This is a genomic window from Thauera butanivorans NBRC 103042 (assembly GCF_001591165.1).
Classification (GTDB): domain Bacteria; phylum Pseudomonadota; class Gammaproteobacteria; order Burkholderiales; family Rhodocyclaceae; genus Thauera; species Thauera butanivorans.
Genome location: NZ_BCUG01000007.1, coordinates 42,827 through 59,798 on the forward strand (window position 1 = coordinate 42,827; position 16,972 = coordinate 59,798).

General features: G+C 67.2%; 18 protein-coding genes and 1 pseudogene. 7 read left to right on the plus strand and 12 right to left on the minus strand.

Annotation, left to right across the window (positions count from 1 at the left end):
• Positions 1–161: 161 nt before the first annotated feature.
• The 3 genes from TBU01S_RS03755 (at position 162) to TBU01S_RS03765 (ending at position 3,001) form a co-directional block, all read left to right on the plus strand.
• A complete protein-coding gene (locus tag TBU01S_RS03755; protein WP_068635298.1) occupies positions 162–1,676 on the plus strand; it encodes a cobyric acid synthase in 1,515 nt (504 codons plus the stop codon).
• On the plus strand, positions 1,673–2,530 hold the full coding sequence (queF, locus tag TBU01S_RS03760) for an NADPH-dependent 7-cyano-7-deazaguanine reductase QueF (protein ID WP_068635299.1): 858 nt from the start codon (positions 1,673–1,675) through the stop codon (positions 2,528–2,530). Before TBU01S_RS03755 ends, queF begins: the two co-directional genes overlap by 4 nt.
• Before the next feature lie 162 nt (positions 2,531–2,692).
• Complete coding sequence (locus TBU01S_RS03765) at positions 2,693–3,001, plus strand: c-type cytochrome (RefSeq protein WP_068635300.1); 309 nt, start codon at positions 2,693–2,695, stop codon at positions 2,999–3,001.
• Between the two features lie 98 nt (positions 3,002–3,099).
• On the opposite strand, the gene TBU01S_RS03770 is transcribed toward TBU01S_RS03765, so the two are convergent.
• From TBU01S_RS03770 to TBU01S_RS03785, 4 genes are all read right to left on the minus strand, one after another.
• Complete coding sequence (locus TBU01S_RS03770) at positions 3,100–5,268, minus strand: EAL domain-containing response regulator (protein WP_068635301.1); 2,169 nt, start codon at positions 5,266–5,268, stop codon at positions 3,100–3,102.
• Between the two features lie 51 nt (positions 5,269–5,319).
• Positions 5,320–7,296 carry an ATP-binding protein gene (locus tag TBU01S_RS03775; RefSeq protein WP_068635302.1) on the minus strand — a complete coding sequence of 659 codons (1,977 nt, stop codon included), beginning with the start codon at positions 7,294–7,296 and terminating at the stop codon, positions 5,320–5,322.
• Between the two features lie 96 nt (positions 7,297–7,392).
• Positions 7,393–8,529, minus strand: coding sequence for an EAL and HDOD domain-containing protein (locus tag TBU01S_RS03780; RefSeq protein ID WP_068635303.1), 1,137 nt, complete (start codon positions 8,527–8,529; stop codon positions 7,393–7,395).
• A gap of 19 nt (positions 8,530–8,548) precedes the next feature.
• The gene (locus TBU01S_RS03785; RefSeq protein ID WP_068635304.1) at positions 8,549–9,571 is read right to left on the minus strand and encodes a CDP-6-deoxy-delta-3,4-glucoseen reductase; all 1,023 of its coding nucleotides are present in this window, start codon (positions 9,569–9,571) and stop codon (positions 8,549–8,551) included.
• Between the two features lie 21 nt (positions 9,572–9,592).
• On the opposite strand from TBU01S_RS03785, the gene TBU01S_RS03790 reads away from it, so the two are divergent.
• The 3 genes from TBU01S_RS03790 (at position 9,593) to TBU01S_RS03800 (ending at position 11,615) form a co-directional block, all read left to right on the plus strand.
• Complete coding sequence (locus TBU01S_RS03790) at positions 9,593–10,468, plus strand: NAD(P)H-binding protein (RefSeq protein WP_068635305.1); 876 nt, start codon at positions 9,593–9,595, stop codon at positions 10,466–10,468.
• 50 nt (positions 10,469–10,518) lie between these two features.
• On the plus strand, positions 10,519–10,929 hold the full coding sequence (locus tag TBU01S_RS03795; RefSeq protein ID WP_068635306.1) for a CopD family protein: 411 nt from the start codon (positions 10,519–10,521) through the stop codon (positions 10,927–10,929).
• A 113-nt stretch (positions 10,930–11,042) separates the two neighbouring features.
• Positions 11,043–11,615, plus strand: a complete 573-nt coding sequence (locus tag TBU01S_RS03800; RefSeq protein ID WP_068635307.1) for a Uma2 family endonuclease — start codon at positions 11,043–11,045, stop codon at positions 11,613–11,615.
• A 23-nt stretch (positions 11,616–11,638) separates the two neighbouring features.
• Here the strand turns inward: TBU01S_RS03800 and TBU01S_RS03805 are convergent, their stop codons facing one another.
• From TBU01S_RS03805 to TBU01S_RS03825, 5 genes are all read right to left on the minus strand, one after another.
• The gene (locus tag TBU01S_RS03805) at positions 11,639–12,541 is read right to left on the minus strand and encodes an ABC transporter ATP-binding protein (protein WP_068635308.1); all 903 of its coding nucleotides are present in this window, start codon (positions 12,539–12,541) and stop codon (positions 11,639–11,641) included.
• A 20-nt stretch (positions 12,542–12,561) separates the two neighbouring features.
• Positions 12,562–12,945, minus strand: a complete 384-nt coding sequence (locus TBU01S_RS03810; protein ID WP_068635309.1) for a type II toxin-antitoxin system RelE/ParE family toxin — start codon at positions 12,943–12,945, stop codon at positions 12,562–12,564.
• Positions 12,942–13,235 (minus strand): type II toxin-antitoxin system Phd/YefM family antitoxin, encoded by a 294-nt coding sequence (locus TBU01S_RS03815; protein ID WP_068635310.1) that lies wholly within the window; start codon positions 13,233–13,235, stop codon positions 12,942–12,944. Before TBU01S_RS03815 ends, TBU01S_RS03810 begins: the two co-directional genes overlap by 4 nt.
• 181 nt (positions 13,236–13,416) lie before the next feature.
• Complete coding sequence (gene vapB / locus TBU01S_RS03820; protein ID WP_068635311.1) at positions 13,417–13,650, minus strand: type II toxin-antitoxin system VapB family antitoxin; 234 nt, start codon at positions 13,648–13,650, stop codon at positions 13,417–13,419.
• Positions 13,632–14,180, minus strand: coding sequence for a MarR family winged helix-turn-helix transcriptional regulator (locus tag TBU01S_RS03825; RefSeq protein ID WP_068635312.1), 549 nt, complete (start codon positions 14,178–14,180; stop codon positions 13,632–13,634). Before TBU01S_RS03825 ends, vapB begins: the two co-directional genes overlap by 19 nt.
• Before the next feature lie 121 nt (positions 14,181–14,301).
• Between TBU01S_RS03825 and TBU01S_RS03830 the strand changes: the two genes are divergently transcribed.
• Positions 14,302–14,535: a thioredoxin family protein gene (locus TBU01S_RS03830; protein WP_068635313.1), complete on the plus strand. Its 234-nt coding sequence runs from the start codon at positions 14,302–14,304 to the stop codon at positions 14,533–14,535.
• Positions 14,536–14,690: 155 nt separating this feature from the next.
• Here TBU01S_RS03830 and TBU01S_RS03835 read toward each other — a convergent pair.
• The 3 genes and pseudogenes from TBU01S_RS03835 to mobA form a co-directional block, all read right to left on the minus strand.
• Positions 14,691–14,894, minus strand: a pseudogene (locus TBU01S_RS03835) (hypothetical protein); the annotation flags it as partial.
• A 13-nt stretch (positions 14,895–14,907) separates the two neighbouring features.
• Complete coding sequence (gorA, locus tag TBU01S_RS03840; protein WP_068635315.1) at positions 14,908–16,248, minus strand: glutathione-disulfide reductase; 1,341 nt, start codon at positions 16,246–16,248, stop codon at positions 14,908–14,910.
• Positions 16,245–16,904, minus strand: coding sequence for a molybdenum cofactor guanylyltransferase MobA (gene mobA, locus TBU01S_RS03845; protein WP_068635316.1), 660 nt, complete (start codon positions 16,902–16,904; stop codon positions 16,245–16,247). Before mobA ends, gorA begins: the two co-directional genes overlap by 4 nt.
• Positions 16,905–16,972 lie beyond the last annotated feature (68 nt).

Genomic DNA, 16,972 nt, shown 5'->3' on the forward strand with positions numbered 1-16,972 from the left:
GGGGGCGCCCGGCTCAGGAGCGGTGCCGTGCCTGGAACAGCGGTATCGGCGATAATCCTGCGCCTGATTTCCGCCCACGAGCTTCGTGCGCCTGGCCGGCCGCTCCGGCCGAGTGCCCGGCCAGGCGCCCCCCTTTACCCGAGGACCCCGGATTCTACGCCATGTCCCCTCCGATCTCCCTGATGGTGCAGGGCACCACTTCCGATGCCGGCAAGAGCACGCTGGTCGCCGGGCTGGCGCGTGCGCTGCGCCGCCGTGGCCTGGCCGTGGCACCGTTCAAGCCGCAGAACATGGCGCTGAATTCCGCCGTCACCGTCGACGGCGGCGAGATCGGCCGTGCCCAGGCGCTGCAGGCCGCTGCCGCCGGCGTCGAGCCGCATACCGACTTCAATCCGGTGCTGCTCAAGCCGTCCAGCGACATCGGCGCCCAGGTCATCATCCACGGCCGCGCGGTCGCCAACCTGTCGGCGCGTGACTATCACGCCTACAAGCCCACCGCGATGGCAGCGGTGCTGCAGAGCTGGGACCGCCTGTGCGCAAAGTACGATGCGCTGCTGGTCGAAGGCGCCGGCAGTCCGGCCGAGATCAATCTGCGCGACCGCGACATCGCCAACATGGGCTTTGCCGAGGCGGCGGACGTGCCGGTGGTGCTGGTGGCCGACATCGACCGCGGCGGCGTCTTCGCCCACTTGGTCGGCACCCTCGAACTGCTGTCGCCGTCCGAGCAGGCGCGGGTGCGGGGCTTCATCATCAACCGTTTCCGCGGCGACATCGGCCTGCTGCAGTCCGGCCTCGACTGGCTGGAAGCACGCACCGGGCGCAAGGTGTTCGGTGTGCTGCCCTATCTGCACGGCTTGTTCCTCGATGCCGAGGATGCGCTGGCCGATGGCGCCGCCGACGTGCGCGCAGAGGCGGGTGCGGAAGGGGACACGCTGCGCGTGGTGGCGCCGGTGTATCCGCGCATCTCCAACCATACCGATCTCGACGCGCTGCGCCTGCATCCGCAGGTCGATTTCCGCTGGGTCGGGCCGGGGCAGGCGATTCCGCCGGCCGATCTGATCGTGCTGCCCGGCTCCAAGAGCGTACGCTCCGATCTGGCCTGGCTGCGCGAACAGGGCTGGGAAGAGGCGATCCGGCGCCATTTGCGCTATGGCGGCAAAGTCGTCGGCATCTGCGGCGGTTTCCAGATGCTGGGCCGGCAGCTGGCCGATCCGCTCGGGCTGGAAGGTTCGCCCGGCACCACCTCCGGGCTGGGCTGGCTGGAGATGGAAACGAGGCTGGAAGCGCACAAGCAACTGGTCAATGCCGCTGGCCGGCTCGATGCCGCGCTCGGCGGCGAAGCGCCGGTGCGCGGCTACGAAATCCACATGGGCGTGTCCGCCGGCCCGGCGCTGCAGCGTCCGGCGCTGCGGCTGGACGCGGGGGCGGCAGGCCGGCGCGCCGATGGTGCGGTATCGGAAGACGGCCAGATCCTCGGCACCTACCTGCACGGCCTGTTCGATGCGCCCGAGGCGCTGGCCGCCCTGCTCGCCTGGGCGGGGCTGGGCGATGTGCAGCGGGTCGACCTGGCCGCGCGCCGCGAAGCGGACCTGGACCGCCTGGCCGACGCAGTCGAAGCCGCCTGCGATCTCGATGCCCTGTTCGATCATTCCTTGCCGGAACGAGCACTCCGATGAATACTTCCGCGAATCCCGCTGGCAGCCGCCCGCACGGCGCCGAATCCTCTCCGCTCGGCCGTGCCGTCGCCTACCGCGATACCTATGCGCCCGAACTGCTGTTCCCGATCGAACGGCAGCTGAAGCGCGACGAACTGGGGCTGAAGCCCGATGCGCTGCCTTTCGTCGGCGAAGACCTGTGGAATGCCTACGAGCTGTCCTGGCTCGATCCGCGCGGCAAGCCGGTGGTGGCGCTGGCGGGTTTCCGCGTGCCGGCGTCTTCGCCGCGGCTGATCGAATCCAAGTCGCTGAAGCTCTATCTCAACGCCTTCAACCAGCAGCAGTGCACGGATGCCGACGAGGTGCGCAGCCTCATCGCGCGCGACCTCTCGGCCGCTGCCGGTGCGCAGGTGGCGGTGAGCGTCGAACCCCTGACGCTGCGCCCGCAACGGGCTTCGGCCTATCCGGACGGGATCTGCCTCGATGGCCTGGAAGTCGATATCGATACCTACCAGCCCGCACCCGAACAGTTGCGTGCCGGCGGCGGGGAAGTGACGGAGACGCTGTATTCCCACCTGCTGAAATCGAACTGCCTGGTCACCGGCCAGCCCGACTGGGGCATGCTGGTGGTGCGCTACACCGGACCGGCGATCGAGCGCGAAGGCCTGCTGCGCTACATCGTGTCCTTCCGTGGCCACAACGAGTTCCACGAGCAGTGCGTCGAGCGCGTGTTCTGCGACCTGATGGCGCGCTGCAAGCCGCGCGAACTGGCGGTGTGGGCGCGCTATACGCGCCGGGGCGGGCTCGACATCAACCCCTTCCGCGCCAGCCGCGAAGGCCTGCTGGTGGACGAGCGCATGGAGGTCAGGCAGTAGCCTTGGCCTGTGGTCTTGATATGCGTCAAATTAATGGGTCGATCATGTGGGTTTCTTGCGAAGATGCTGTTTTATGTGGGGATTTCGGGTAGGAATGGGTCTGGTGCTGGGTTAACATCGGGCCGCCCCTACAGGGCCAACACCATCAACGAGGAAGTAAACATGAAATTGTTCGTCGCTGCCGCGCTAGCCGCGGGTCTTCTTTCGAGCGCGTCGGCCTTCGCCAGTGCCGATCTTGCCAAAGCCAAGAACTGTATGGCCTGTCATTCGGTGGAGAAGAAGCTGGTCGGTCCGTCCTACAAGGATGTCGCGGCCAAGTATGCCGGCCAGGCCGATGCAGCCGCCACGCTGGCCACCAAGATCCAGAAGGGCGGCGTGGGCAACTGGGGCCAGATTCCGATGCCCCCCAACCCGCAGGTCAATGACGCCGACGCCAAGGCGCTGGTGGAGTGGATCCTGTCGCAGAAGTGATCCCGGTTCCGGGATGATTGGGTGCCGCCTGCAGGCGGTGCTCTGGCGCAGGCCGGCAGCGATGCCGGCTTTTTTGTTTTTGTATCTGCGGCCGGGAGTCAGTGGCCGTTGAACAGCCGCGCCGGCTGTGCCAGCCATTCCAGCGCTTCGTGGGCCGGTGCCGGGCGTGCGAACCAGTAGCCCTGCATGACGTCGCAGCCCAGCAGTTGCAGGGCTTCGGCCTGTTCGGGCTGCTCCACGCCCTCGGCGACGATGTCGAGGGCGAAGCCGCGGGCGATGCCGGTGATGGCCGAAATGATCGGATTGATGCTCGGGCCGTCGAGGTCGCGGACGAAGCTGCGATCGATCTTCAGCGTGCTGACCGGGAATTTCTGCAGATAGGCGAGCGCCGAGTAGCCGGTGCCGAAGTCGTCGATGGCGACACTGAGACCGGCGCTGCGCAGTTCCCGGACCTTGGTGGCGACGTCGGCGGTGTCGTTCATCATCAGGCTCTCGGTGATCTCCAGCTCGATCTGGCCCGGCGGCAGCGCATGGCGGGCCAGGCACTCGGTGATCGAACTGACGATGTCGCGCTTGTCGAAATCCAGCGGCGACAGGTTCACCGACATGCGCAGTTCCAGGTGGCCCGCGCTGCGCCACTGCGCCAGCTGGGTGCAAGCTTCTTCCATGACCCAGCGGCTGATCTCGCCGATCATGCCCAGTTCTTCGGCGACCTGGATGAAAGTGTTGGGCGACAGGGCGCCGAGTACCGGGTGCCGCCATCTCAGCAGCGCTTCCATGCCGACGATCTGGCGGCGGGCGACGCTGACCTGGGGCTGGTAGTGCAGTTCGAACTCGCCGCGCAGCAGGGCGTTGCGCAAGTCGTTTTCCAGCGTGATGCGCTCGTGATGATGGGCGTTCAGCGTCGGATCGAAGAAGCGGAAGGCATTCTTGCCCGAGCGCTTGACCTGGTACATGGCGATGTCGGCGTGGCGTGTCAGGTCTTCGGCCGTGGTGCCGTCGCGCGGGAACAGGGCAATGCCGATGCTCATGGTCGCGCGATATTCGCCCTGGCTGAGCGTGATCGGTGCGGCAAGGGTGTCGAGGATCTTGGTGGCGATGGTTTCCGCGTCTTCGGGAACGTTGATGTCGGGCAGCAGGACCGTGAATTCGTCGCCGCCGAGCCGGGCCAGCGTGTCTCCGCGGCGCAGCGTGGTCGACAGGCGGGCCGCGATCGCGCGCAGCAGGGCATCGCCTTCGGCGTGGCCATAGGTGTCGTTGACCAGTTTGAAGCGGTCGATGTCGATGAACATCACCGCCAGGGTGCCGGTGCGGCGCTGGGCCTGCGCGATCGCCAGTTCGAGGCGGTCCTTGAACAGCACCCGGTTCGGCAGGTGCGTCAATTGGTCGTGATAGGCTTGGAAGGAGATGATCTCCTCGGCACGCTTGCGTTCGGAGATGTCGCGGGCGACGCCGTAGAGCCCGGCGCTGCGGCTGTCGCCGGGCTGGGCCAGCATCGGCAGGCCGGTGAGCGAGACCGTGATGCAGTCGTCGATGCTGCTGCCGCCGCGGCTGCAGCGCAGGCGCAGTTCGACGTTGAAGCTCTCACCCGGCATCCGGCTGGGCTGATTGAGCAGGTTGCAGATCCGGTCGATGTCCTCGGGCATGACCAGGGTCGTGAACGGGCGCCGCATCAGCGCATTGCGTTCGAAGCCGAGCAGCGGCTTGATGCGTGGGTTGATGTAGCTGAAGCGGCCTTCGGCATCGAGGGTGAAGATGAGATCGGGCGAGCTTTCGACCAGGTAGCGGTGCAACTGCTCGGAGGCCCTGAGGCGCTGGCTCATCGCCCGGTTGGCCTTCTCGAGCGCGCCCTTGTGCAGCGTGCTTTCCACCGTGCGCTGCAACTGGGCTACGTGGTAGGGCTTGCGCACATAGTCGTCGGCGCCGCGGCGCAGCGCACCGATCGCGGCATCGATGGCGTCTTCGCCGCTGATGATGATGACGGCTTCGTCCCGCCGGCGCTCGACCAGCCAGTCGAGCAGGGCGAGGCCGGAGGCGTCCGGCAGCCGGTAGTCGAGCAGGATCAGGTCGTAATGATGCTGTTCCAGCCGGACGATGGCTTCGGCGATGCTGCCCGTTTCGTCGAAGCTGCGGCCGGGGTGGGCGAGGACGTGGGGGAAGGTGCGCCGCAGCGCCGGATCATCATCGACGATCAGGATGCGGAAATCGGGTTCCACAGGGCCGAGGCTTTTTGTGGGCTGGAAAGGTTTATCGCCCGGAATCGACATGAGTCGCCAAAATTATGTCTAAATGTTATTTGTCACAACATGATGCAATATTCAGGCCAATTGTTCCAGTGGCAGAAAGATCTGGAAGCTCGTGCCGTTGCCCGGCTGGCTCCGGCAGAGAAGCGTCGCGCCCCAGCGTGACAGGATGTCGTGCACGATGCTGAGGCCGATGCCTTGATGCTTGCCGCCCTTCTGGCTGCGCTGCGGCGAGAAGGGATCGGCCATGCGTTCCGGCGGCAGGCCGGGGCCGTTGTCGACGAGACGGATCTCGAGGCTGGCACGGCCATCGACGGTGATCTGCGACAGCGCCGACACCACCAGGCGCCTGCCGGGCTGCAGCGCTTCGGAGGCGTTGCGGAACAGGTTGAGCAATACCTGCTTGAGCGCGGAGGCGGGAATCGCCGCAGGCGGAAGCTGCCTGGGCGCGCGCAGCTCGAACTGGATGCCGCGCTGGCCGAACAGCGTGTCGCCGTAGATCGAGCGCATGTCGAGCAGCAGTGCCGGTACCTGGCAGCGCGGTGTCTCGGGGGCTTCCTGCGGCAACGCGCTGGCGCTGCGCAGCAGATTGTCGATGCGATCCAGCTCGGTGTTGAGCTGCACCAGTTCGTCCTTCAGCGGTGTGTCGTCCGGGCGCTGGATGCCGAGCATCTCCAGCCGGCTCTTGATGACCGTCAGCGGATTGCTCGCTTCGTGCACGATCTTGCGCAGATGGTCGTGGAAACGCTGGTGCAGCGTGGCTTCGCGGCGGCTGATCTCGTTCTGCGCTCGCTGCGCGGCACGCAGCGAGCGCGCTGCGGCACCGAGCAGCGCGGCGTAGCGCCAGCAAAGATCGCTGTCGAGTTCGCCTTCATGATCCATGCCGATCAGCGCCACCACGGCCTGGCCGTTGGTGGTGAGGGGCAGGCAGCAGAAGCCTTCGAGGCCGAGCCAGCGGGCGATCTGCCAGTCGGCCAGGCTGCGTCCGCTGCGGCTGCCGTGCCGGACGAAGCGGGTGGTGTGTTCATTGCGCGCGCACAGTGCGACGGCGCTGGTCTCGTCGTCCAGCCTGAGCCGCAGTTCGTCGATGAGCGCGGCGGCGCTGCCTGCCGCGGCGGGCAGCATGGGGCGCAGGATGCCGTCCTCGTCGGCCGCCAGCAGCGTGGGGATGCGGTGCAGGCCGAACAGCGGGCAGGCAATGGCAAGACGGTCTTCGACCTGTGCGGGGTCGAGGTCGACGAATGCCGCCGTCAACAGGCCGAGCATGCCGGCGCTGCGGTAAGGGTCGTCGGCCAGCGCTGCGGTACCGGCTGCCGCCGCCTCGGCTGTCGGGGCGGACCGCGGCGGATAGGCGGCATGCCCGGAGACGATGTAGTCCACATCGGTGCGCAGGCTGCTCAACACCCCTTCATGGAGCCCGGTCAGGCGCGCGGCTTCGGGCAGCCGTTCCTGCCATTGCGGGTCGGCCAGCCGCAGCGCCGCGGCGACGATGGGCAGCAAAGGGTGCGCGCTCGCGAACTGCTCTTCCAGTACGGTGCCCAGTTCGAGCGCATCGCCGAGGCTGCCGGGCAGTCCGCAGTGATCGACCAGCGTGGCCAGCGAAGGGGCGTGCCGGGCCGGGGTGGTGGCCTTGCCGACATCCGGCGAAGGGGGGGCGAAGCCGTGCCACAGCCCGGCCAGGTAGGCTTCGTCGGGGCGTGCATAGCGTGTCTCGATCGCGAGATGCAGCGCGCATTCGGCCCGCAGCAAGGTTTGCTCGGATGCGGCCGGGTCATGGCCGGCCGCGTGTCCGAGCCCCACCAGCCAGGCCCGCAGCAGATCGATGCCGATGCGTTCGAGGCGCCGGCGCAGCACGCTGTTGAGTCCGTCGCCAAGCTCGTTGTCGGCCAGCGGCTGGGCAATCAGCAGTGCGAGACTCAGCACGGGGTCGCGGGCGGCGACGAGGGCAACTTCCGGCCAGTTGGGCGAACTGGCCGCCAGCAGGCGCAGGATGGTCACCGCACCATCGGTCCGGGGCTGGCGTTCGAGAGTGCAGAATACGGCGGGAAGCATGGGCGGCGAGGCGCGCGGGTCGGGGTGGCTTGGGGGGATTTTAGCGGGCCGTGCCGGTTCCGCATGTGACCGAGTTTGCAATTGGCGTCAGCCTTCTCAGGCCTGCAGGCTGTCGGCGAAGCCGAGGCCGGTCAGCAAGGCGTGGTTGACGCGCTCGCAGGGCAGGTGAAGGTCGTCGACTGCCTTGGTCAGACCGCTGCCGTCGAAGCTCTCGCATTGTTGCGCCAGCCGCAGGAAGGGGGCGAATTCGCCCTCGCCATGCACCAGGGCATCGGTGATGCCGGCGGGCAGGTTCATTTCGTCGAGCACCGATTGCATCGAAGTGCCGAGCAGCAGCGGCAGCAGCGAGAACGCGCCGGTGATGAAGAGGTTGTCACGTTCGGCGGCATCGAAGTAGTCGGCGCCGATCTCTTCCATGAAGCGGCCGCGGGCGATCGCAGTCTGTATCATCGCCGGCGCGCTCGGATCGCGGCTGGCGGTGACGAGCAGCAGCGAAAGCCATTTGTTGAGTGCGGTGTAGCCGAGGATGCTGACCGCGTGGCGGAAGGACTGGATCTCGCACATCAGGCCGAAGCCGGCCGAGTTGATGTAGCGCAGCAACTTGTAGGACAGCGCGACGTCCTGCTTCAGCACCACCTCGATGTCGCGGACTTCGCCATTGTTGCGCACCAGGTTGAGCAGACGAATGATCTGGGCGTGGCTGGGCGACAACTCCTTGGCGGGCGGGTGGCCGTGCAGGAAGAACCAGCCCGATGCGCCGTCGAAGCCGGCGCCGATCGCCGGGCGGAAGCCGCCGGCTTCGGCCAGGCCCCAGGCCAGCTTGAGGCCGGGCGCGCCGGCCGGCGAGGAGACGCGGCGCGCATCCATCAGCACGAAGCGCCAGTCGATGCCGGCCGGCAGCGCCGTGCCGGGCGTATACCAGGTCAGGTTCATCGGCCGGCCGGCTTCCTGCAACTGGGCCATCAGCGCCTGCGTTTGCGGATGGCCCAGGGTCTGGGCGGGAATCTCGATCGAGGCGTTGTCCGGCATCTGCCAGTTCAGCAGTTCGGGTGTCGGCACCAGGCGGCCGAGGCTGACGAAGACGGCGTGATGAGCCGGCCAAGCCGCCGTCCGTGCGTTCAGCACCTCGACCACCGCAGCGACGTTCGGGCCGTGGGCGATGATGCGGTTCGCGGTGATGGCGTGGCGCTTGTTGACCACGGGTTCGCGGGTCAGCAGGACGGTCTGGCTCATTGCGGCTCCGGTGGGCGGGTCAGTTTGCCGGGCTGGCGAAGGTGAAGGCATCGGCGAAGAAGGCGCCCTCGGGCAGGCCGCGTTCCGTATGGAAGCTGGCGCGTGCCGCATCGATCATCGCCGGCGCGCCACAGGCGTAGACCTCGTGGCCCGACAGGTCGGCGAAGTCGTCCAGCACGGCCTGGTGCACCAGGCCGCGGCGGCCGTCCCAAGCGTCGCCGGGCTTTTCGTCCGACAGCACCGGGATGTAGCGCAGGTTCGGCAGGCGGCTTTCCCAGCCGCGCGCCAGTTCGTCCAGGTACAGGCCGGCGCGGTCGCGCGAACCCCAGTACAGCGTGACAGGGCGCTGCAGGCCGGTCTCGACCGCATGTTCGACGATGCTCTTGATCGGCGCGAAGCCGGTGCCGCCGGCGACCATGACGATCGGGCGCTGCGAATCCTCGCGCAGCCAGAAACTGCCCAGCGGGCCCTCGATGCGCAGGATGTCCTTTTCCTTCATGCCCTCGAAGACGTGGGAGGTGAAGCGGCCGCCATCGATGCGGCGCACGTGCAATTCGATATGGCTGGCGTCGTGCGGCGCATTGGCGATCGAGAAACTGCGGCGCTGGCCGTCGGCGAGCAGGATGTCGATGTACTGGCCGGCCTTGAAACGGAAGGTCTCGCTCGCCGGCAGCTTGAGGTCGAGCAGCATCACGTCGTCGGCCAGCCGCTGCAGCTTCTGCACGCGGCTGGGCAGCTTCCGGACCGGGATGTCGCCGGCACGGGTGACGTTGCGCGCTTCCAGCACCAGGTCGGAAAGCGGCTTCGCACAGCAGAACAGCGCATAGCCCTCGGCCTGGTCGGCGGCGCTCAGCGCGCCGGCGGAGTATTTGCCGTAATCCACCGAGCCCTGCACGATCCTGCCCTTGCAGGCGCCGCAGGCGCCGTCGCGGCAACTGTGCGGCAGCAGCAGGCCGGCATCGTGTGCTGCTTCGAGGACGGTCTGGCCGTCGGCGGCGTCGAACGAATGATCGCCAGGCTGGAGGGAAATCCGGTAGCTCATGGTGCGTGTGATAATGACGGGATGAAAAGAGTCCTGATCGTCGGCAGTGGCGATGTCGCCGCCCGCTGCCTGCCGTGGTTGACGCAGCGCTTTCGTGTTCTCGCCCTCGTACGCCATGCCGATGCGGCCGACGCGCTGCGGATTGCGGGCGCGGTGCCGGTACGGGCCGATCTCGACGACCGCAGGAGCCTGACCAGGCTGGCCGGGCTTGCCGATGTCGTATTGTACTTCGCCCCGCCGCCTGCGCAGGGGGCCACGGACACCCGGATGACGCGCTTCCTGGCCGCGTCCGGCGCGGGCCGGAGTCTACCACAGGGCCTCGTATACATAAGTACGACAGGGGTTTACGGCGACTGCGGCGGCGCCTCCGTCGACGAGACGCGGCCCTGCCGCGCCAGCACCGCGCGGGCATTGCGGCGAGTCGATGCCGAGTGCCGGCTGCGCCGCTTCGGGCGCCGCAGCGGCGTGCGCGTCAGCGTGCTGCGGGCGCCCGGCATCTACGCCGCGGACCGCCTGCCGCTCGAACGCCTGCGGCGCGGCGACCCGGTGCTCGCCGCGGAAGACGACGTCTTCACCAATCACATCCACGCCGACGATCTTGCCCGGCTGGCCTGTATGGCGATGTTCCGTGCCGGTGCAGGCCGCGTGTATAACGCCAGCGACGATTCCGGCCTGAAGATGGGCGAGTATTTCGATGCGGTGGCCGACGCGCTGGCGCTGCCGCGTCCGCCGCGGCTGCCGCGCGAACAGATCGTCCAGCGGCTGTCGCCGCTGACGCTGTCCTTCATGGGCGAATCGCGCCGGCTCGACAACCGCCGCATCAAGCGGGAATTGCGTACGGCGCTGCGCTACCCGACGGTGGCGGATGGACTGCGCGCCCTGCCGGGCCGGCGCTGAGCCGCTGCCTCCGTCTTCCTCTTTTTTTCCATCATCGAGATTTCATCGACATGCTGACCATCAAGGCCTTGCACATCATCTTCGTCGTGAGCTGGTTCGCCGGCCTGTTCTACCTGCCGCGCCTGTTCGTCAATCACGCCATGGTCGAGGACGCCGCCACCCGCGAGCGCCTGGCGATGATGGAGATGAAGCTCTACCGCTTCATGACGCCGTTGGGCATCCTCGCCGTGGTGCTGGGCTTCTGGCTGTGGTTCGGCTACGGCTTCGCCGGCGGCTGGCTGCATGCCAAGACCCTGCTCGTCGTTTTCCTGATCGGCTACCACCTCTACTGCGGCCGCCTGCTGCGCGCCTTCGCCGAGGGCCGCAATACCCGCAGCCACGTGTGGTTCCGTGTGTTCAACGAGATTCCGGTGGTCGTTCTCTTTGTCGTGGTCTTCCTCGTCGTGCTCAAGCCGTTCTGAACGAGCGCATGGCGGAATCCGGCCGGCCCGCGAGATTGCGGCACCCGTGCCGGGTGGCTATGCTCGACGGCGTGAAACCCTGAGGTGTTCCCTGAAGTGCAGCGAGGAAAACCATGAGCCTGCCCGAGCCCAAGATTCCGTTCGGGCCAGACGATTTCCTGGCCTGGGAAAGCGAACAGCCCTTCCGCAGCGAATACGTGGACGGCGAAGTGTTTGCCATGAGCGGCGCCTCCGATGCGCACGGCACGGCGGCAGGCAACCTGTTCGTCGGCTTGCATGCCCATCTGCGCGGCAAGCCCTGCAAGGTCTTCATCTCCGGCATGAAGGTCCGCGTCGACGCCGCCAACAGCTTCTACTACCCCGACATCCTCGTCACCTGCGACCCGCGCGACCGCCAGCCCGGGGCAAGCCACGTCAAGCGCCATCCGGTGCTGGTCGTCGAGGTGCTGTCGCCGACCACCGAAGCCTACGACCGCGGCGACAAGTTCGCCGCCTACCGCACGCTGGAGTCGCTGCAGGAATACGTGCTGGTTTCGGTCGAGCAGCGCCGTGTCGAGGTCTTCCGCCGCGACGCTACCGGGCACTGGGTGCTGTATCCGTTCGCAGCGGATGAAGAACTGGAACTGGCCAGCGTCGATTTCCGCTGCCCGGCGGCCGAGGTGTTCGAGGGGGTGGAGGGCGCTTAGGCCCGCACTGCCGGCTTCGCTGTTCAGGCCGGCTGCCGTTCTTCCAGGATCTTGAAGAACACCGTCTCCAGCGAGACCGCCGGCTTGACCGTCACCAGCCGGCCGCCGGCCGTCTGCAGCCGGGCGAGGAAGCCGGGCAGGGCGGATTCGTCCATCTCCTGTTCGTACTCGCCTTCACGGATTACCACGTGCTCGCCGTCGAGCGGCGCATTGGCCTGATAGCGGACGATGAAACGGTCGGCGCGTTCGCTGACCAGGTCGCGCGGCGAGCGGGTGGTCAGCAGTTCGCCCTGGTGGATGAAGCCGAAGCGGTCGGCGATGCGCTCGACGTCGTGCAGCACATGCGAGGTGAAGAAGATCGCGCCGCCTTCGCGCTTGTAGTCGGCCAGGATGTCCACCACGTCCTTGCGCCCCACCGGGTCCAGGCCCGACAGCGGCTCGTCCAGCACCAGCAGGCGCGGGCTGACGACCAGTGCATGGGCCAGCGCCACGCGCTGCGCGTTGCCTTTCGACAGTTCGCGGATGCGGCGCCGGGCGTTCTGCGCCACCGAGAAGCGCTCCAGCCACTGCATGCACCAGATCTCGGCGTCCGGGCGGCGGATGTCGTACATGTCCAGCGCCATGCGCAGGATCTCCATCGGCGTGAACTGCTCGTACAGCGCGGGCGATTCCGGTACGTAGGCGATGCCCTTGCGCGAGGCCGCCTCGCGTGCCGACACGCCGTACAGCCTTACCTCGCCTTCGTAGTCGTTGATGACGTCGAGCATCACCTTGATCGTGGTCGATTTGCCTGCACCGTTGGGGCCGACGAAGCCGAAGACTTCGCCTTCGGTGACGTCGAAGCTGACGTCGCGCAGCGCCTGCACGGTCTTGCCGCGCGAATGGAAAGTCTTGCTGACGGAGTGGAATTCGAGAGCGGAAGTCATCGGTGGTTTCCTTGGCTGCTTCACATGCCCAGTGATTCGAAATCGAACGATAACTGGCGATGGTGACGGATGGCGAGCAGATGCACGGTATCGCCGATGTGCGCATACAGCACCAGATGCCGTGCCGTCACGTATTCCCGCAGGCTGCCCGTGGGGTCCAGCATTTCGAGTTGGGAGACGAGCCGTTCGAGTTGTGAGGCCGCTTCGACTGATTGCACAGGGCGGACGAGGAAATCGCGGCCCATGTCCGGGTGGCGCTCGAGGTTCGGGATCACCACGTCGTGCAGGGTATCGAGGAGTGCATCGAAATGCCCGGACGCATCAGTCTCGTCCAGAAAGCGTTCGATGGCTTCGAGATGAAGCTCGAAGCTTCGGGTGAGGAGGACAGAAGCAATCCTGCTCATTCCTTGGCGCGGCGTGCCTTGAAATCGGCGATTGCCGCGCGGGCGTCCCGGCTGCGGCCCTCGGCGACATCTCGCAAGCCACTTGCGGCATCGTCGATCAGCAGCATGTGGATGTGCGCGCGTTCGAGCCGATGGTAGTGGTCCAGGCGTTGCGCATCGATCAGTGCGACATAGCTCTCACCATTCTTGGTGATGATCTTCTCCGCGCCTGCCTTGACCTGATCCGCCAACTCCGACAACTGGGCGCGGGCGGTGGTCAGCGAAACGATGTCCCGTGCAGTGATGGTCATGATGATGGCTGTACAGAATTGATGCTTTCATTCTAGCTTGAAAGCAGGCGTTCGATGGCAGATCGAGGTCGCCGCCAGGGGGCGTCTGCGATGCCGGCCGCTGGCTGCCAGGCGCTGCAGAACCGATGCGGGCATCTCCGCAGGATGAACGAACAGATGTTCGTGTCGAGCATGCAGGTCTTCACAACTCGAACCGGCCTTCATCATCCACCGCCGCCGTCCGCTCCTGGAGGAAATCCGCGTCGGTCTTGGCCAGCAAGGCCAGGGATTCCCATCTCGGGCGAGTGGGGCGCAAGGTGATCACATCGCCTTCACGGCGAATCTCCAGTTCGCGCACGCCGCCGTAAGCCATGCCCACTGGCAGGCGTATGGCCTGGTTCTCGGAGCGGCCATCCCTCAGGCGGGCGTTGCCCATTCCCGGCATATTTTCCCGGTCTGCTCGATGGCCAGCGCTTCGCCGGTCAGGCCGCAGTGCGTGGTGTCGCCGTCGGTGCGGAAGTGGGCGCATTGCCGGCAGATGCCGAAGGCGTGCTGGCCGTTGAGGCGCTGCAGCGCGACGAGGAGGCTGCGCAGGGTGTCGGCGAGCGCGGCGCCGTCGGCGTGCATGTCGAGTGCGCCTTGCACGCGCTCGGCCCAACTGTTCTGCAGCACCGCCATGCCGGCGGGCGTCAGCTTCAGGTGGATGCGCTTGCCGTGGCGGGCGTCGGCCTGCTTGACGACCAGCGCCTTGCGCTCGAGCACGGTCAGGGTCTGCGACACGGTGCCGCGGGTGATGCCGAAATAGTCGGCGATGGCGATCGGCAGGTCGCTGTAGCGGTTGGCCTGCGCCAGGTATTGCAGCACCTGGAGGTGGATCGGCAGCAGGCCGTGGCGCGCGGCGTCTTCGCGCAAGGATTGCTGGAGCAGCGCGCCCAGGCGTTCGAGGTAAAGGGTGGCGGTGGTCATGGCAATAATGTATCGCCTCGAAGCATTGCTTGACCAGCGGGTGTACGATGCCTATGCTTTAAATGCATCGAGTCGATGCATGTTTGCATCCATTACATCCAGAAACCCAAGGAGCGTCATCATGAGCAAGGCTTTGTTCTTCCATGCCGGTTGCCCGATCTGCATTTCCGCGGAGCAGCAGGTTGCCGCTGCGCTCGACCCCGCGCGCTACGACGTCGAGGTCGTGCATCTGGGCGAGCAGAAATCCCGCATTGCCGAAGCAGAGGGCTTCGGCGTCCAGTCGGTTCCGGCCTTGGTCATCGACGGCCAGCCTTTCCACATCAACTTTGGTGCTTCGCTGGCCGATCTGAAGTAGGCGGAAGCGCTTGCAAAAGGCTGTGCGGCAAGTCGGCCGCGATCATGTCGTCCGGCGGTTGCAGGATGCAGGCGGCGGCTTGCCCTGATGCGTCATCTTCTTTTCGGCCGCCGCCCTGGCGTCCCCTGCGTGCCAGCCGGGGCCGCCGGGCGCGGCTGGCCGTATTTGCGGTAAACCGCGCGGGCGTCGGCCTCGGCGCGTTCCTGGGTACAGATCGACGGATCGTCGTCGTGGCCGCTGAAGAAATCGTCCTCCTGGGCGGCCATGACCAGCTTGATCGCGGCGTCTTCGCTTTGCTCGTAGCGTTCGTAGAGCAGGGTGGCGACTTCGTCCAGGTGCTGTTCGTAGCTCATCGGCATGGTTCCGGCGCTCCTAGCGCAGCGTGACGAGCTCTTCGGCGCTGGTCGGGTGGATGGCGATGGTGCGATCGAAATCGGCCTTGCGTGCGCCCATGCGGACGGCGACGGCAAAGCCTTGCAGCATTTCGTCGGCGCCGTCGCCGATGGCATGCAGGCCGACGATGCGTTCGTCGGCGCCTTCGCACACCAGTTTCATCGCCGTCCTGGGGCGGTGTTCGGTCAGCGCGTGGTACATGGCGGTGAAGCGGGTGGTGTAGACCTTGACCTCGGCGAAGCGCTTGCGGGCTTCGTCCTCGGTGAGGCCGACGGTGCCGATCGGCGGGTGGCTGAAGATGACGGTGGGGATGCAGTCGTAGTCGAGCCGGCTGTCGGGCTGGTTCAGGAACAGGCGCGCGGCCAGCTTGCGCCCGGCGGCGATGGCGACCGGCGTGAGCTCGGCTTGGCCGGTGATGTCGCCGATGGCGTAGATGCCGGGTGCGGTGGTGTTCTGGAAGGCGTCGGTGTGGATGACGCCCTTGTCGTCGGCGGCGAGGCCGGCGGCGGCGAGATTCAGGCGGTCGGTGTTGGGGCGGCGGCCGGTGGCCCACACCAGGGCGTCGGCCTCGAAGACCTTGCCGTCGCCGCAGGCTATGCGCAGGCTGCCGTCGGCCTGGCGGCTGACGGCCTCGGGCTGGACGCCGAAGTTCAGGCGCACGCCGCTGGCCTGCATCTGTTCGGCCAGTTCGTCGCGCAGCATGGCGTCGAAGGGGCGCAGCAGGTGAGGACCGCGCACCAGCATGTCGACCTGGGTGCCGAGGCCGTTGAACACGCCGGCCAGTTCCACCGCGATGTAGCCGGCGCCGACGACGGCGACGCGGCGCGGCTGCCGGTCGAGGGCGAAGAAGCCATCCGAGTCGATGCCGAGTTCGGCGCCTGCGATGTCCGGCACTGCCGGGCGGCCGCCGGTGGCGATGACGATGTGCGGCGCGCTGTAGCGCTGGCCGTCGACTTCGATGGTATGGGCGTCGACGAAACGGGCGAAGCCTTCGACGACGTCGACGCCGGCCGTGTCCAGCATGTTGGCGTAGATGCCGTTGAGGCGGGCGATGTAGGCGTCGCGGCGGGCCTTCAGCGTGTTCCAGTCGAAGCGGCGTGCCGGTGCGTCGAAACCATAGCCGGAGGCGTCGCGCAGGGTCTGGGCGATGTTCGACGCGTACCACATCACTTTCTTGGGCACGCAGCCCACGTTGACGCAGGTGCCGCCGAGGCGCGCGGCTTCGACCAGCAGCACGCGGGCGCCGTATTCCGCCGCGCGCCGCGCGCTGGCGACGCCGCCGCTGCCGCCGCCGATTGCGATGTAGTCGTACTGCTTCATGTCGGGTTCCTTTGCTGAATGCCGGTGATGGCCGGGGTGCCGTCGAGGCTCACGCTGCGGCCGGCTTCCGCGAGTTCGATGGGGGTGTTGATGTTGCGGAAGGCAGCGGCTTCGTCGTCGAAGGACACTTCTACCACGTCCAGCGTGTCGTGCCAGCGGGCGACGCCGCGCCCGCCGCCGTGAAGGTAGTCGGCGAGCGGGCCGGCGAGTTCGCGGCGGCACAGGCAGAACACCGGCTGCAGCCGGTCGAAAGTGCGCGCGACGGCGAGCTGGGCGCCGGCCGAGTGCAGTGCGCCGGCCAGGCGGTCGACGAGATCGGCCGGCAGGAAGGGCGAGTCGCAGGGCACGGTGGCCACCAGCGGGTGGCGGGCGTGCAGCAGCGCGGCATGCAGGCCGGCCAGCGGGCCGCCGAAGCCGCCGATGTCATCGCTGAACACCGGGTGGCCGAAGGCCCGCCAGGCGTCGAGGTTGCGGTTGGCATTGACGATCAGTTCGTCGACCTGCGGCGCCAGGCGTTCGAGCACATGTGCCGCCATCGGCCGGCCGGCCAGTTCGACCAGCCCTTTGTCGACGCCGCCCATGCGGCTGCCCTGGCCGCCGGCGAGCAGCAGGCCGGTGATGCGGCGGTCGGCGGGACGCGGAGCGGGTGGGGACATCGTGCTGGTGATGAGGTGCCGGGGCAGGCTGCCGATTGTAGCGGCTCGCCGGCAAGGAGGGCGAGGCC